The 15,593-nt window shown below is 64.8% G+C and carries 14 protein-coding genes; 4 read left to right on the top strand and 10 right to left on the bottom strand.

What is annotated here, in order from left to right:
• On the bottom strand, nucleotides 1-1,825 hold a 1,825-nt coding region (pknB, locus tag A2J03_RS28730), incomplete at its 3' end, for a Stk1 family PASTA domain-containing Ser/Thr kinase (protein ID WP_068381452.1).
• Nucleotides 1,826-1,975: 150 nt separating this feature from the next.
• Between pknB and A2J03_RS28725 the strand changes: the two genes are divergently transcribed.
• Nucleotides 1,976-2,347: an Rv2175c family DNA-binding protein gene (locus A2J03_RS28725; RefSeq protein ID WP_068381427.1), complete on the top strand. Its 372-nt coding sequence runs from the start codon at nucleotides 1,976-1,978 to the stop codon at nucleotides 2,345-2,347.
• Here A2J03_RS28725 and A2J03_RS28720 read toward each other — a convergent pair.
• From A2J03_RS28720 to A2J03_RS28705, 4 genes are all read right to left on the bottom strand, one after another.
• Complete coding sequence (locus A2J03_RS28720; RefSeq protein ID WP_068381424.1) at nucleotides 2,319-3,314, bottom strand: phytoene/squalene synthase family protein; 996 nt, start codon at nucleotides 3,312-3,314, stop codon at nucleotides 2,319-2,321. The two genes, A2J03_RS28725 and A2J03_RS28720, sit on opposite strands and share 29 nt — an antisense overlap.
• Entirely contained in the window at nucleotides 3,307-4,947 is a 1,641-nt protein-coding gene (locus A2J03_RS28715; RefSeq protein ID WP_068381422.1) for an alpha-(1->6)-mannopyranosyltransferase A, read from the bottom strand. Before A2J03_RS28715 ends, A2J03_RS28720 begins: the two co-directional genes overlap by 8 nt.
• A 136-nt stretch (nucleotides 4,948-5,083) precedes the next feature.
• Entirely contained in the window at nucleotides 5,084-6,649 is a 1,566-nt protein-coding gene (gene crtI, locus A2J03_RS28710; RefSeq protein ID WP_068381419.1) for a phytoene desaturase family protein, read from the bottom strand.
• A 32-nt stretch (nucleotides 6,650-6,681) separates the two neighbouring features.
• Nucleotides 6,682-7,806: a polyprenyl synthetase family protein gene (locus A2J03_RS28705; RefSeq protein ID WP_197481013.1), complete on the bottom strand. Its 1,125-nt coding sequence runs from the start codon at nucleotides 7,804-7,806 to the stop codon at nucleotides 6,682-6,684.
• A 140-nt stretch (nucleotides 7,807-7,946) separates the two neighbouring features.
• On the opposite strand from A2J03_RS28705, the gene A2J03_RS28700 reads away from it, so the two are divergent.
• A complete protein-coding gene (locus A2J03_RS28700) occupies nucleotides 7,947-8,915 on the top strand; it encodes a methylenetetrahydrofolate reductase (protein WP_197481011.1) in 969 nt (322 codons plus the stop codon).
• A 34-nt stretch (nucleotides 8,916-8,949) separates the two neighbouring features.
• Here A2J03_RS28700 and A2J03_RS28695 read toward each other — a convergent pair whose 3' ends face one another.
• Genes A2J03_RS28695 through A2J03_RS28675 form a run of 5 tightly spaced genes read right to left on the bottom strand, consistent with a single transcriptional unit; the run spans nucleotide 8,950 to nucleotide 13,962 of the window.
• Complete coding sequence (locus A2J03_RS28695; protein WP_231912755.1) at nucleotides 8,950-10,110, bottom strand: glycosyltransferase; 1,161 nt, start codon at nucleotides 10,108-10,110, stop codon at nucleotides 8,950-8,952.
• Nucleotides 10,107-10,838: an LppM family (lipo)protein gene (locus A2J03_RS28690; protein WP_068381443.1), complete on the bottom strand. Its 732-nt coding sequence runs from the start codon at nucleotides 10,836-10,838 to the stop codon at nucleotides 10,107-10,109. Before A2J03_RS28690 ends, A2J03_RS28695 begins: the two co-directional genes overlap by 4 nt.
• 47 nt (nucleotides 10,839-10,885) lie before the next feature.
• The gene (locus A2J03_RS28685; protein WP_068381413.1) at nucleotides 10,886-11,725 is read right to left on the bottom strand and encodes a carotenoid biosynthesis protein; all 840 of its coding nucleotides are present in this window, start codon (nucleotides 11,723-11,725) and stop codon (nucleotides 10,886-10,888) included.
• Nucleotides 11,722-13,326: a phytoene desaturase family protein gene (locus tag A2J03_RS28680; RefSeq protein WP_068381410.1), complete on the bottom strand. Its 1,605-nt coding sequence runs from the start codon at nucleotides 13,324-13,326 to the stop codon at nucleotides 11,722-11,724. The genes A2J03_RS28685 and A2J03_RS28680 overlap by 4 nt, the downstream gene beginning before the upstream one ends.
• A gap of 42 nt (nucleotides 13,327-13,368) precedes the next feature.
• Nucleotides 13,369-13,962, bottom strand: coding sequence for a GNAT family N-acetyltransferase (locus A2J03_RS28675; RefSeq protein WP_068381441.1), 594 nt, complete (start codon nucleotides 13,960-13,962; stop codon nucleotides 13,369-13,371).
• Between the two features lie 190 nt (nucleotides 13,963-14,152).
• Between A2J03_RS28675 and A2J03_RS28670 the strand changes: the two genes are divergently transcribed.
• The gene (locus A2J03_RS28670; protein WP_068381407.1) at nucleotides 14,153-14,599 is read left to right on the top strand and encodes an SAV_6107 family HEPN domain-containing protein; all 447 of its coding nucleotides are present in this window, start codon (nucleotides 14,153-14,155) and stop codon (nucleotides 14,597-14,599) included.
• A gap of 254 nt (nucleotides 14,600-14,853) precedes the next feature.
• Nucleotides 14,854-15,288, top strand: coding sequence for a DUF3040 domain-containing protein (locus A2J03_RS28665; RefSeq protein WP_068381404.1), 435 nt, complete (start codon nucleotides 14,854-14,856; stop codon nucleotides 15,286-15,288).
• The last annotated feature ends 305 nt before the right edge of the window (nucleotides 15,289-15,593 follow it).

The raw sequence follows: 15,593 nt of genomic DNA, 5'->3' as shown, positions 1-15,593 counted from the left end.
CCGAGATCGCGTTGGATACCTGAAGTCGAATGCTGCTTCCTGCGGTCACGCTCGTGCCGATCTCCGGCGACGTGCCGGTGACCTTGCCACCGTCGGTGTCCTCATCGAATGCGACGTCGGTCCCTTCCACCGAAATCCCGACGGATGCCAAGGCGGCAGTGGCCTCGTCGGCCGACATGCCGGCGATGTCCGGGACATCGACCGGGGGAGCACCTTTGGAACGCAGAATCTTCACGGTGTCTCCGACCGAGAGTTCGGTGCCCGGCGGCGGGTCGAGCGCCGCTACGCCGCCGATCGGGGCCGTGGTGCTGAAGGCCTCGCCGCCGTCGACAGGGTCGAAGGTGCGCTCGCGCAACAGCTCCTGCATGTCGCCGACGGAGATGCCGGGCGCGATGTCCGGGACGCTGGGCGGTCCGAGGGAGACCAGAAGGTAGACCGTGTCGCCTCTCGGGACGCGCGAGCCGGTAGTCGGGTCGGTTCCGACGAGCGAATCCAACGGCGCTGTGTCGGAGTAGGTTCCACGTGTCGCGCTGTCCAGGTCTGCTGCCTCCAGCGCGCTTTCGGCGCCGAGAAGATCGAGACCCCCTACCTCGGGAACCGTCGGGTAGCGACCGGAACCCATCCACCAGCCGCCGACTCCGACGAGCGCGGCAAGCACGGCCACGACGGTCAGCCAGATGACGATGGCCCGACGCGAGCGCTGTCGGTCCGCGTCGAAATCCGGAAACTCGTAGTGGCGGCGGCCGACGGTGTGCGGTGGAACCACGTCCGGCGCAGGCGCACTGTCGCGTGCCGTCGGAGCGGTCTGCACGCGGGTGTGGTGGAGCCCGGCGTCCGAGGACACCGGTGCTGCTACCGCCTGTGTCGGCGGCGCCGGAGGTTCGGCGTTGCGATCTCCTGCGAACGTCGTCGGCGCTCCGAGGACGGCGGCGCTTCGATGCTCGGCGGATCGCCGCGGTGCCGGTACGCGGTACGCGGGTAGTTCGAGGCGCGCGCACACGGCGCGGAGTGCACGGGCCATCTCGTCGGCATTCTGGAATCTGCTCGCTGGATCGCGATTCGTCGCCCGGGAGACCAATTCGTCGAACTCGCGCGGCACGCCCGAGATGAGGCTGCTGGGACGAGCGACGTCGTTGTCGATCCGTTGATACGCGATGGACAAGGAGGTGTCTCCGCTGAACGGGGTTCGACCTGTGAGCAACTCGAACAGGACGACGCCGACGCCGTATACATCGCTGCCGGCGTTGGCGGATCCGGTCGTGACCTGTTCGGGGGACAGGTACGCCGCTGTGCCGAGAATCACGGAGCTGGAGGTGGCGTTCGACGCGGCAACCGCACGGACGAGTCCGAAGTCGGCGATCTTGACGTCCCCGTAGTCGGAGATGAGGATGTTCTCGGGTTTGACGTCGCGGTGGACAAGGCCTGCTCGGTGGGCTGTCCCGAGCGCGTCCAATACCGGACGGATGACGGCTGCGGCCGCATGTGGGGGCATGGGCCCGCGTTCGCGCAGTAGCTCACGCAGCGTCCCTCCTTCGACCAACTCCATGACGAGGAAGGCGTACTCGCCGTCACGTCCATGGTCGTAGACAGCTACGAGTCCGGGATTGTTGAGCCTGGCCACCGCCCTGGCTTCGAATTCGAATCGAGCCACGAACTGGGGATCCGCGGCGAACTTGGGGTCCATGATCTTGACGGCGACCGGCCGATCGAGTCGGGTGTCGAGTGCCCGATAGACCGTGGACATGCCGCCGCGCGCGATGGGGGCGTCGATGCGGTAGCGCCGATCCAGCAACGAACCCGCAGACACGGATCCTCCGGATATCACTTCGTCAACCTCCTGAGGTAACGCTGGAGCAGGGAATTCGAGGCGCTACCTACGTGATGGTAGCCAGGATAGATATCGCCTTCGTCTCGGACGCTGCGCGTCGGGGCAGTGCTTTTCGTATCCGAGAGCCAACCCGTTAACGTTACTGCAGTGAGCACTATCCCTTACTCCGACGACGTCTTGGACCCATCCGTCTCGCTGCTGCAGCTGATCGACGTGAGCAAGATCCTCGACGTACCCAAGTCCAGGGTCGAGCAGATGCTGCGCGAACGCCAACTGCTCGCCGTCAAGCGCAATCGCGTACCCGGTGTTCCCGAGGTGTTCTTGAACGCCTCGGGCCGACAGATCGTCAAAGGTCTTCCGGGTCTGCTCGCCGTGCTGCACGACGGAGGGTTCGACGACGAAGAGATCCTGAAGTGGCTGTTCGAATCGGACGACAGTCTCCCCGGGCGGCCCATCGACGCGATGCACGGAGATCTCATGCGCGAGGTGATCAGGCGCGCGCAGGCGATGGCGTTCTGAGCGCGTTCCACCCGGTGGCAACGAGAGCAGGACCGGCTACCGACAGACGTCGCACGCGCGACACCCGTGCCCGTTCGAACAACACACGGTAGCCGCCGTCCTCGACCTCGCGGAGAATGCCGCCGTACAGCAGGAGGGCGGTGCGCATGCCGGGGCGGACTCGCGGATCCAGAAGCTCGATACCGGGCTCGGCGATGCGGTAGATCGCCCGAGTGTGTGCGATCAGATGAGCCAGAGCGCGGTCCACTCGCTGGTCCGTCCGGGCCCGACGACGGCAGGACCGAAGGAGCTCCTCGTCGACGCCGAACGCGGCTAGTTCCTCGGTCGGCAAGTAGATGCGATCGCGGTCGAGATCTTCGCCCATGTCCCTGATGAAGTTGGTCAACTGGAATGCCTCGCCCAGTGCGGCTGCGGGAGCTTCGGCGTCCGCGCTCGTAGCGCCCAGGATCGGAAGCATCTCCAGACCGATGACCGCTGCAGATCCATACATGTACTCGGACAGCTCCGACATGGTGCGGTATCGAGACCGAAAGACGTCTGTGCCCGGGATGTCCATCCGCATCGAGTGGAAGAACGCATAGAAGTACTCGTGCGGGATGCGGTAGCGCTCGACAGTGTCGACGAATGCTCGCAGTACCTGGTCCGAGGGACTGCTTCCGAGCCTCTCACCGTTCAGTGCCGCCCGGACACGCTGCTCGAGCACATCGACCTCCGCGCCTGCGCGCTCGTCGGCCGGGGCGAGGTGGACGTCGGCTGAGGGTGCCTCCGTGAGCGAGCCGTCGACATCGACGTCGATGATGTCGTCCACCATGCGCGCGAATCCGTACAGGGCGTGCACCCCGGCCCGCCTGTCCACCGGCAGAAGCCGTGTGGCCAGGAAATAGGTCTTTCCGTGACGGGCGTTCAGGTCACGGCATAGCTGGTAAGCAGCATGTAGCGACGGGTCGATGGCATCGAGTTCACCCACGGTCGGACGTACTCCTCTGCGGATCGGCGCGTTGCTCGTCATGTTCGGCCGATGTGGACGGTTTCCCGCGCAGCCGCAGCGGGTCCACCCGCGTCAACGACAAGGCGGCCACCACCGCGGCGAACGTCGCGAGCGCGACGTGGGCAACCGTATAGAGGCCGATGGAACCATCGGGCCGGAAGACGAGCATCAGCCACGCGGACAGACCGACGAGGATCATCAGTGTTCTCGTCGAGAGGGCAAAGCCCGCTGCCAGCGCCAGCGGCCACGAGTAGTACCACGGCAGCGCAGCCGGCGACAGGACAACGATCGCTACCAGGGCGATGACGATCCCCTTGACCGCGTCGCGTTCGGTTCTGCGGTAGAGCCACCAGGTTGTGACGATGATGATGGCCAGTGCGACCGCACACAGCATCCGCGTCACCTCGAGGACAGGGCCGAGGCGCAAGTCGAGGAACCACGAGGTGCTGACGGTGACCAGGTGCGCGAGGATGGTCGGTAGCGACAGCCAATTGATGATCTTGGTCGACCCGGACAATGCTGTGAGCCAGCCGATCCCGACGCCCGCGATCACGGACGACATCACGAAGACAGCGGCGAACACGCCGGCGCCGGTGCCGGCTGTCTTGGCAAACGACCGGATGGGAGACATCGGCTTTCTGTTCTCGGCGATGGCTTTGTCGCGTTCGTGAATCATCCAGATCCACACCATGAACGGAAGTGCCAAGCCGGCGGTCGCCTTGATCGCGACCGCGACGGCCACGAGCGCGATTCCGCCGACGTGCCGTCGCTCGAGAACCAGCACGATCCCGGCGGTCATGAGGCCGACCATCAGCAGTTCGTTGTGTACTCCACCGATGAGGTGAATGAGGACGAGCGGATTGAGAACTGCCAGCCACAGTGCGATCGCCGGCTTGCCGCCCATGTGAGACGCCAGCCTTGGAACAGCCCACACCATCAGTGCGAGCCCGGGAAGCATGGTGAGGCGCAGCAGCATCGTGCCGGCAATCACGTTGTCACCGGTGATGCTCGTGATCGCCCGACCGAGAAGAAGAAAGAGGGGGCCGTACGGTGCGGTCGTCGTCGTCCAGACGTTGCTGACGTTGTCGAGAAGAATTCCGGGGTTGGCAACTGGGCCCACGGCGTACGGGTCGAATCCGTCACGGAGCAGTGCACCCTGCGCGAGGTAGGAGTACGCGTCGCGACTGAACATCGGTACCGCCAGCAGCAGCGGTGCTGTCCACGCGGGTACGACCCATCCGATCTCTCGAACAGTGGTTCTACCGCCGAGGGTCGCTCGCCCGAGTCGGACCCAGGCGACGATCATCAGAACGACGCCGAGCCACACGATGATGCTGGAGAGGATGAGACCATGACCGAAACGAAGCCATGACAGATGCATGGCTTCGAGCAGCGGGTCCTGACGCCTCACACTGCCTGCGCCGAAGCCACCGAAGGTGATGAGCGCGGCGCCGACCATACCCAGAACCGCGGCGTGCCCTTCTGGGCTGCGCAGGAACAGGGACAGATGTCGAACAGAGGACCTGCTCGGCTCTGCGGAGGGTGACGCGGTGTCGTGACTCGGGTCGGACCCGGCTGTGCCGGATGCTGCAGGACCCTGGACCGAGGACATCGCGGTATTCATCCTCCTCTCGGTGTCGCGCGGTGATGGCGGACGACGGGTGAACGGGGGGTTCACAGTCGATGGCCGCAGTCAGTTTAGTGGGTAGACCTAGTGGATCCGAACCATCCCGGTGCCCGCCGGTATGTCACGGTGTGCCGTAGATGCGCTCCGCGGCCAGTTTGCCCGACACGAGCACGGTCGGCACGCCGACGCCTGGTGTCGTGGCCGATCCGGCCAGGACCACGTTGTCGAGTCCTCGAACGACGTTCTGTCTGCGGAACGGGCCTGTCTGGCGGAAGACGTGAGCCGAGGAGAACGGGCTACCGAGGAGCATTCCGCGGTCGGCCCACGTTTGCGGAGTATCCACGCGATCCACGGTCATGGTCGTCACGTCGGGGTACCCGCGCCGTTCCAACTCCTGCTGGATTTCGCGGACGTAAGGATCCTGCAGTCGAGGCCAATCGAATGGTGCACTGCCGAGGTTCGGGCACGGTGCCAGCACAGATACCGGCTCGCAGGGCTCGCCGCCACGTTCGACGAGAAGCGACGCGTCGGTCACTGCAGGCCGAGTGATGAGCAGCGAAGGGTCCTCCATGAGCGCGCCCCGCCCCCGGCGAGCTGTGATCCGCGCGAACGTAGACGCCCATTCCGCACCGAAGTCGATCGTGTGATGCGACTTCGATGGCCACGTGTCGGTGATGCGAGTGGGGACCGTTCCGTGAAACACGACAGCCGACGGTGACACGGTTCCGTACCCACGTCGTCGACCGCGAGACGACACACCCGCACGGTCGAGCAGGGCGTCGACGACCGGTAGATCCGGAGTCAGGACAACTGCGTCGCACACGTAGTCGATGCCGTCGTTCGTGCGTACTGCAGTTGCTCGTCCTCCCTCGACCTGAATGTCGGACACGGCGGCGCCGGTGACCACAGTCCCACCGTTTCGGGTCACCGCGTCCGCCATCCCGGCTGCAATGGAGGCCATGCCGCCTGCCGGGAAGTACACCCCGAGCGAGGTATCCATGTGGGCGATCGCTCCGTACACAGCAAGGGCTTTGGCCGGAGCCATACCCGCGTAGAGCGCTTGAAACGTGAACACGCGGCGCAACCGCTCGTCCTTCAAGAATGTCTCCACCCGCGGGCCGAGTCGGCCGAAACCGCCGAGTCGGGTGAGGGTGAGAGTGTCGCGCAGCGCAGCAGACGAGGAGACGAGATCGAGGGGAGAGTCGAAGTTGGAATCGATGTAGCGGTCGAACTCCGCGTCGAAGATCGATGCCAGCCACTGTCGAAGCGCCCGATACCCTTCTGCTTCAGCAGCGCCGCACTTCTTTGCGACTTCGTCTGCCATCGCCTCGGGGTCGGAATAGACGTCGATGGAGGTGCCGTCGGCGTAGCGCGTGTGGTAGCTCGGCGACAGTGCACTCAGCGAGATCTTCGGTGAGACCGTGTCGAAGGATTCTCCGACGGCGGCGAGAGCAGATTCGATGAGATCGGGCATCGTGAGAACGCTTGCACCGTTGTCGATCTCGTAGAGAATCGAACCGTCGTCGCCGGGCACGGGGTACACCCCGACTCGGCCGCCGACCGTGTCCTCTCGCTCCAGGACCGTGACGTTTCGGCCCGCGCCGATGAGGTGTAGGGCTGCCGAGAGTCCGGCGAGGCCCGCCCCTACCACCACGATGGAGTCAGTCTGTCCGCTGATGGAACGCACGTCAGCCTTTCGTCGTTTCGAGCCGATCAATGTCAGTACGTTCGCTGCGTTGCGGCGATCGCCATGTGTCGTAGTCGACTCGCTGCCTGTGCTTCCACGGCACCCGCGTCCAGTGTCGCCATCGCCCGCTCGGTCAGGTCCGAGATACGTCGCTCCACGTCGTCGACGGCTCCCACGTCGGTCAGGGCCGCTCGCACTCGGCCGATTCCGTCCTCGTCGAGGTCCGCGTCGCCGAGGCTCGTCCGCAACAGAGCCGCGGATCGAGGATCGGCCTCGTCAGCACGGGACATACCCGTCGCCATCAGGACGGTCCGCTTGCCCTCGCGGATGTCGTCGCCGGATGGCTTTCCGGTGACCGCAGGGTCGCCGAACACTCCGAGCAGATCGTCCCGAAGCTGGAATGCAATACCGATGTCCGTGCCGAACGAGCGGTACGTGGAAATCAGCTCGGGGGATGCGTCGGCGAGTACGGCGCCGAGGTGAAGTGGGCGCTCCACGGTGTACGCGGCAGTTTTGTAGCGGTTCACCCTCATGGCAGCCTCCACCGACTCGTCCAGACCGGCCTCGGCCTCGATGTCGAGGAGCTGACCTCCGAGTACCTCGGTTCGCATCGCCGACCAGACAGGTGAGACCCGAGCAGCCGCATCGGCGTCGATTCCGGATTCCCGGAGCATGTCGTCGGCCCAGCACAACGCGAGATCGCCCAGCAGAATCGCTGCCGATTCGCCGAAGCGGGCGGAGGAGCCGGACCACCCTGCATCACGGTGGCGGTCGGCGAAGCCGATGTGGACAGTGGGAAACCCACGCCGGGTGATCGAGGCGTCGATGATGTCGTCGTGGATCAACGCGCACGCCTGAACCAGCTCGAGTGCCGAGCACGCACGGATCACCGAAACCGCCTGGCCGCTTGCGGGGTCGCCTCCCGCGCCGAGCCACGCGGTCCAGGCGAAGGCAGGACGAATGCGTTTGCCGCCACGGAGGACGAATTCGGTCAGCTCCTCGACCGCCGATACGTAGCCACCACCCACGACGGCAACATGTTCGCTCCTGGATTCGAAGAACTCGATCAGTGCCGACTCGACGAGTTCACGTGGTGTCGACGTGCCACCCGCGACAGCGGTGACGAGTCGACCGCGTGGGTCGGTGGATTGAGCCATGGTCAGTTTCCCGGACAGGAGATCCTCCAGTCGATCCGAAAGCGCGTAGATGCTCTTCAACTTTAGCTGCCGACGCCGCTGTGCACCGTCGGTGCTGGGTCGTCGTCGCCGGCGTCTGCAGAGGAACCTATGATGAGGCAGTGACATTCGATGCCGTCAGGGGGCGGTCGAGCGACGGGTGGGAGACTCGAACTCCCTCCATAGTCGACCGTCTGCGCACTGATGCGTCGACGCCGATTCCTTTCTCGGTGGAGTTCTCACCTCCTCGGGACGAGGCCGCGGAGGGCAGACTGTGGCGTGCGGTGCGCGAGTTCGAGCAGATGCGGCCCGCATTCGTGTCCATGACCTACGGCGCCGGTGGGTCGACGCGCGACCGAACGGTGCGTGTCACCGGACAGATCGCAGAAGAAACGACTTTGCTGCCGGTCGCCCACCTCACCGCGGTGTCGCACAGTGTCGACGAGCTCCGGTCGATGGTCGGCGCTTATGCAGACCGCGGCATCTCGAATATCCTCGTGCTCCGCGGCGACCCACCGGGTGATCCCCTCGGGCATTGGGAGAAGCACCCGGAGGGTGTGGAGTACGCGGAGGAGTTGGTCAGTCTCGTCCGAGAGCTGGGCGACTTCCATGTCGGTGTCGCGTCGTTCCCCGAGGGGCACTATCGCGCGGTCGATCTCGACCAGGACACGCGAGTTCTGGTGAACAAGCTTCGTGCGGGCGCCGAGTATTCGATCACGCAGATGTTCTTCGATGTCGACGACTACTTGCGTCTGCGCGATCGAGTGGTGGCGTGCGATCCGGAGCAGGGTGCGAAGCCCATCATTCCTGAGATCATGCCGATCACGTCGCTGCGTACCGTCCGTCGCGCGCTTGCACTGTCCGGTTCCGCACTTCCCAAGTCGCTCGACGACCGTTTCACTGCGGCGGCAGGTACCGGGCCTGAGGAAGACCGGGCAGCGGTGCGTGAAGTCGGCATCGCCTTGGCGACGGAGATGGGTGAGCGCCTCATCGCCGAGGGTGCTCCAGCGCTGCACTTCATCACGTTGAACTTCGCGCGGGCTACTCGTGAGGTTCTGACCAATCTCGGTCTCTGCGCAGCGAGGGTCTGAGCGCCGCTCGCAATCGCCGGGCCGGTGGTGGGGCCTAAAGTAGTGGCCTTCCCTTCCAGCTGGTCGATCCGTTTCGGTGTCGTCGCAGCGAATTCACGGTGAGCGCGCCGTAGATCGCGACCGAGAGCGGATGCGCTGTCGAGACGATCGTGGTCCGGAGCAGCGAGGTTTCGGCCCCTGATTCTGCGCGTGCGGACACCACCCGCGCCGCGACGGCGGCGAGATAGCCGCCGATTCCCCATGCTCTTGTCGTCCCCGCTCCGAATACGGCAGCCAGGGGCGGGGCGAGATAGGCCAGCGAGACCGTGCCGAGAACCGCGGTAGATCTTGCCGGCCCTCCGTAGGCACTCCACAACCAGCGTGTGTATCCGGCGCGGACAGCCGACCAGCCGTCGTACATGCGGCAGCGAACGAATCCGCCGCCGGACACCAGCACGGTGCGTTCCCCGGATCGGCGCAGGGCGCGCGCGATGTCGAGGTCCTCGGTCGGACTGCTCGCGACGCAGTTGTGCCCGTCGATCGAGCGATAGGCCGCCGCGTCGAACATCAAGAATTGACCGCAGGCCACCACCGTCGACGGCATCGATGACGCGTTGGCTGCAAGAATGGGAAGAGTCGACATCCAGGAAAAGCTCAGCAGCGGCTGCACGAGTGCTTCGGCGAGGGTGCCGGTCTCCTGTCTCGGCCACGGGCTGACGAGGGCTGCTCGGCTGGAACGCAACTCCGCTACCGCGGCTGCGACTGCGCTCGTATCGAGTCGGACATCGGCGTCCACGAACGCTATGCAGTCGGTGGGCTCGGCGAATGCGAGTTCGCCGAGCGTGCGACATGCGGCTGCCTTGCCGGTCCACCCGGCAGGGGGGTCGGATTCGGAACGAACGAGAAGGAATCGTGGGTCCGATCCGATCACGGAGGCGGCGGCGTCGAACGTGCCGTCGGTCGACCCGTCGTCGAGAACGATGACGCGCAGTCGGCGGCACTGGGTTTGGTCGCGCAGGTCGCGGAGCAGGTTCGGTAGTCTCGGGGCTTCGTTTCTGGCCGGTATGCAGACGACGACGGAGGCATCGACGTCTCCGTCGGGGCGTTGAAGTGCGCGTAGCGTGCGTGCATTGACTATGGTCGTCGCCGCCGACAAGCCGGACAGGACGGCACCGGCCACGACTGCCCGGCGCGCGAGCACCGCGACATCGATCACGCAGAAGTGTCGCGACTCGGAACTGTCTCCGAGGTCGCCGAATTCCGGCGTCGGACGGGAGGATTGCGCGTCACCCAGGCCATCGCGCCGACGATCGCGGCAACGCCGATGGTGACGCCGCCCACGATTCCGGCCCACCCCGCGAAGCTACGGGTGTTCGGGTCCGGGTAGTTGACCTCTGCACGCATCGAGGTCACTTCACCCGCGGGGAGCTTCCAGGTGATGATGTTGTCGCCGTCGCGAGTGCCGTTCGTCGTCCCTATCCGAGCGGGAAAGGCGATGGTGAACTGCACGTCGGTGCCTTGGACCGGAACGGTCTGCAGGTCCGCCTTGCCGTCGAGAGTCACCGTGTCGCCGGACCGTTGCAGCACCAACTGGTAGCTTCCGATCGCCTGCTCGGACATCGAACCGAGGGTTTGCACGTCACCGAAGGACAGGTCACTGAACCGCGCCTCGCTGCCGACGTATCCATCCTGCTTGTACTCACTGATGCGAATCTTGTTCGCCAGCGACGACGGCGCCGTCAACTGAGGTCCGGTGTCGGAATCCGATGTAGGTATGGTCGCCGCGACAATCTGACCCGAGACCCGATCGTCGGCCGAGACGCCCATCGACACCTGCGCCCGGAGGCAACCGGTCAGCAGCGGCGCAATGAACAGTGCCAGCGCGAACGCGGACAGTAGTCGGCGACGGTTACGGGATCTACCTTCACGAAATGTCGACTGCACAGCGACATCGTGCCAGACGAGCGACGGCTTCGACGTCACGGAGGTGCTCAGAGCGCAGGCGTGGCCGGGCTCGATCTCCGTTCGACGATCCAAGCCCACAGCAGCGGGACGCCGACGACTCCCATGACGACGAACCCGTATACGGCAGAGAACCGCAGCTCGGGTCCGGTAAGCAGAACGGCGTGCGCGAGCGCGGATCCGAGCCAGGTCCACACGAAGAGAAGGATGGGTACGGTGTCGGACTCCGTGGGCTGCATCCGGCGCGTCGGACGGAGTGGAGCTGCAGTGTCGCGTTCGCTGACTGCCTCCAGGATCGCGGCCATCAGCAGCGCAACCAGGAACCATCCGAAGTAGTTACTGATCGGAATCGACGGTAGGCCGGGAAGTCCGGCGATCGGTGACGTCCACGTCCACTGCCCGTCGGTCACCATCTGGGTGTCGAGGTACAGGTCCCAACCCACCATGCCGATGGCCGTGAAGATCACCCGGTGGATCGCAGTTTTCGTCGGGGATGCGCCAGTTCTCTTCAACACGTAGGTCACCGCACACCAGACCGGGTAGAAACCGGCAGTCCATGCCAGCGGAACCACCGCAGGTACGCCGACGATTCCTGGCCCGAGGCGGTCGGTGGCGTAGTAGTAGCTCCCGAACGGAAACCCGGTCGCCGTGCCGACCATCTCCGCTGCCAGACCGATGCCGGCAGTGACGACGAACATGATGGCAGCCCACTTCGGGCCGCGCGCAACCACGGCGTGCGTGATTGCGGCCGCAGCCAGGAAACCGACGACGGCGACAGTGACCAAGTCACGGGCCGACCCCGACACGAGTGGGTAGACGATCTGCGCACCGATCGCGCATCCGGCGAGGGCAAAGACAACCTTGTTCATCGGACGCGTTCGCCGAGCCAGCGACGGACACGGCCGGCACGACTGTCCGCGATAGCGATTCTTGCTGCGCTTCGTCCACTCGCGGCCGAGACGCCGCCGCCCGGGTGAGTCGATGCGCCGGTGAGATAGAGCCCGCGAGCGCCCGGGACCCGGTGCTGGGCAAGCTGTGGAATCGGGCGCCACATCATCATCTGGTCCAACGACATCTCCACGTGCATGATATTTCCTCCGATCATCCCCAGTTCGCGTTCGATATCCGCGGGCGACTGAACATGCCGGTGCAGTACCGATTCGCGAAAGCCGGGAGCGTACGACTCGAGCTGGTCGACGACTCGGTCGGCCTCGGTTTCGGCGAGGTCGCCCGGATGCACGTCGCTCTCGGAGTTGCGCCACTGCCTTCCCCCCGACAATGTATGCGGGTGCCATTGCGACCACAGCGAAACTTGATGCTCGCCTTCCGGTGCCACACTGGGTTCGATTGCGGTGAAAGACATTCCGAGAACCGCCGGCTGTGGGGGCAACTCGCCGGCGAGAGCGCTGCCGTGAGCGAGACGCAACTGGGCGCGGTCACGGACGAGCAGTTGCAGGCCCGAGGTCGCGGACTCGGCACCCGGGTACCGGGGGAGTGCTGACGTCGCGAGGCGGACGGCCATCCCGAGTCCCGGACCGACGCGGATTCCTCGACGCCAGGATTCGATCTGCCGAGGATCGTGACCACCTGCCGCCAAGAGGTCCAACGTGGTCAGGATGTGGCATCCCGCGACGACCATCTTGCTGCTTACCATCCGTCCCGATCGGGTTCGCGTAGTCCAGTGGTCGGGAGAGGGCGTCACCGATTCGACGGCGTCGCCGAGCGTGACCTCGCCGCCGTCCGACTGCAGCTTCGATATCAGTGCCTCGACCAGCGCGCCGCTGCCACCGACCGCCCGAGCCGGCGGAACAGTGTGCATCAGCGCGGCGAAACCGACCATTGGCGCCGTTCCCGGCTCGGACATCGGCGGACCTGATTGAGCGCCGAACCACGCCAGCGCCGCCTTGAGTCGTTCGGACGAGAACAGCTCGTCGAGCAGGGCGTCGCCGGTGGTCAGGAATTCGCGAGACAGGGCGCTCCCGCCGGCCGGGGCGTCGAGGCCCCAGAACGAGCGAAGCAGATTGCCGCCTGACGGTGGCGCCGAGAATGCTCGCATCGTCCGCGCGCTCCGAGGTCCCCATTTGTCGACGAATCGACGGTAGGCACGAGCATCGGCGCCGCCGCACGCCCGCGCCACGGACTCACATGTGGCGTCGAGGTCTCGGTGGAAGACGATGGCGGGCTCATCTGTTCCCGGTGCACCCGGTGCACATGCCCACGGGTCGCATTCGATGTACCGCAGACCGTGGTCGGACAATGCCAGTTCTTCGATGACCCCGGTATGCCGAACCATGATGTGCGCCGACGAACCCCTGTCGACGCGATGGCCGGGGAAACGCTCGACGGAGGACACTCCGCCGCCCGCGATCGAATCCTTCTCCAGGACCTCGACGGACAAACCGGCGGCGGCGAGATAGCAGGCTGAGGTCAGGGCGTTGTGGCCGGAGCCAACAACCACAACGTCGATCACCGCTCCAGGCTATAGGTCAGTGTCGAACACCGAGGTGGAGGCTCATTCGAACGGTAAAGAGCGAGCGAGGACGGCGAACGGCCGCCGATCTCCGGCGAACGTGAAATTCCGAAGAACGTCCTCGAAACCGAGTCTGCGATACAGACGCCAGGCCCGATTGTTCTCGCCCTCGACTTCGGGTGTGGAGAGCAGCACGCTACGTTCGGGCCGACCGGAAAGCAGACGGCGGGTCAGCGCGTCGCCGAGTCCGTGTCCCTGCGCACGGGGGGACACGTGTAACTCGGTCAGTTCGAAGTAGTCGGCAAGGATGAAGTCGGCGTGCTCGGCACTCACACCTGACCTCAGCAAACCGTCTCGAACCTGCTGATGCCACCACTGATGGCGCGCTCCTCGATACCCGTATGCGACGGCCACCAGCGGGGACTCCTCGGTGGGGAGGATGGCGCCGACGCCTCGCCATCCGGGTCGCAGCACATGTTCGGACCACATCGGCGCACGGTGGTATTCGGTGCCCTGTGGGTATCCCATCGCGTCGACGTAGATCGCCAGCGCCTCGGGGAGCCGTCGGCGGATCTCCTGGGCGGACAGGTCGACCAGGTACGGGGTCGTTTCCGCATCGGTAGCGACTGTTCTCAACCTTTCCTTGACTACTTGTCGGTGTGCACAGCTATATTGAATATGTCGAACGGGTGTTCGATGTCGGTGATCCGGCGATGACTCCGAGGGAAGCGGGGCTCGCCGGACCACCGACCATAGATCGTCGTCGACGTCCGGACGTGTCGGATCTGCAGTACCGAACGACGACTCCAACGGGAGGTGTTCGAGTATGGCCACGAAAGTTCTTGCCGAAATGCGTCCGCCGGTGTCGCCGCGTGCGCGAGTTCTACTCGGTCGAGCGGATGCGTTGCTGTCCGGTTCTGTCGGCGCGGACACTGTGTCCGATCAGTTCCTCGACTGCTACATGGCTGCCTTGCGGGGCGCCGCCGCGGTTCTGGAAGCGGCGCCGATCTCCACCTCGCGCGCTCGATCGCGGAGCGCGTGGGTCCTTCTGGCCAAGGCGGCTCCTGCACTCGAATCCTGGGCCGAGTACTTCTCCGGATTCTCTGCCACGAGGGCTGCGCTGCAAGCGGGTGTGTCGCGGTCGATCGATGCGAGCGTGGCAGATGAGTTCTACCGTGAGGTCGGGCGATTCCTGCACGTGGTCGAGGACTTCATCGGAGCCGAGTCTCGGCTCGACCGAGTGGCCTCCTATCCACGATCGATGTCCGCCTGAATCGTCCCGAAATGGTGTGTTCTGTGCGTGTTGACGCCGAATCTGCGTCCGAAGGTTCGTCGGAAGTATCCGGTTCTTGGGCAGGACTTGATCGCTGTACAGGGAAACTTTGGACATTCTCAGGAACACATCGACCGAGTAGGTGGTAAGCAGTCGATTCTGCTCGTATTATTGACAACAGGTAGCCGCCAAGGTCAGCTTCCCGTCGTTTCGCAACCGAAATGACTTTCAATATCTGTGCAGGGGGAGGTACCGTGCCACTCTCCGAGCACGAGCAGCGCATGCTCGACCAGATCGAGAGCGCTCTCTACGCCGAGGATCCCAAATTCGCGTCTCACGTGAGAAGCGGCCGTATGCGTACGGCTTCGAGCAAGCGTCGCTTTCAAGCGGCGGCTTTGTTCGTCTTGGGGCTTGTTCTACTTGTTGCCGGGCTGGCGTTGCCGTTCAAGCCCGGTGGATTCCCGGTCGTCAGTCTTGTCGGCTTCGCCTTCATGTTCGGGGCCGGGGTTCTGTTTCTACTCGGTGGGCCTGGGAAGGGCGGATCGGCGCCACAGGAAGACGCTTCGACGAGCGGCGCAGCCGACTCGAAGAGCTCGGGGCAGAAGCCCAAGCCTAAGACCGGGCGCAAGGGTGGCGGTTTCACGTCGCGGATGGAGGATCGTTTCCGACGGCGATTCGAACAGGAGTAATCGGCCCAGCCCGGCTGATTCCAACTGTCCATAAGTAACGTTCGAGAAGCATGAAGTACATATCGGGCGCTCAGTAGCACGAGAGCCACAACCACGAGAGCGGTGCATACCTACGGGTAGGCACCGCTCTCGTTGTTGTGGTGTCGACATAGCTGTGTCGGAGCGCGGTCGACCTCCGATTCAGGTCTATTCGCCCACCTGTCCCCACCCGACGGCGGCGCGGAATCCACTGATCCCCACTTTCACCCACAGCCACTCCACTTCTCGGTCGTCATGCCTCGCATGTGTTCCCGAGCTGGGGTTTT

The organism is Rhodococcus sp. EPR-157 (assembly GCF_001647195.1).
Classification (GTDB): Bacteria; Actinomycetota; Actinomycetes; order Mycobacteriales; family Mycobacteriaceae; genus Rhodococcoides.
The sequence above is the reverse complement of the archived record's forward strand: the minus strand, read 5'-3'. Positions and strand labels throughout refer to the sequence as shown.

Excerpts from the sequence above, each read along its gene's own strand:
- A2J03_RS28715 (WP_068381422.1), bottom strand. The coding sequence starts at position 4,947 with ATGTCCTCGGTCCAGGGTCCTGCAGCATCCGGCACAGCCGGGTCCGAC.
- A2J03_RS28705 (WP_197481013.1), bottom strand. The coding sequence starts at position 7,806 with ATGGCTCAATCCACCGACCCACGCGGTCGACTCGTCACCGCTGTCGCG.
- A2J03_RS28685 (WP_068381413.1), bottom strand. The coding sequence starts at position 11,725 with ATGAACAAGGTTGTCTTTGCCCTCGCCGGATGCGCGATCGGTGCGCAG.
- A2J03_RS28670 (WP_068381407.1), top strand. The coding sequence starts at position 14,153 with ATGGCCACGAAAGTTCTTGCCGAAATGCGTCCGCCGGTGTCGCCGCGT.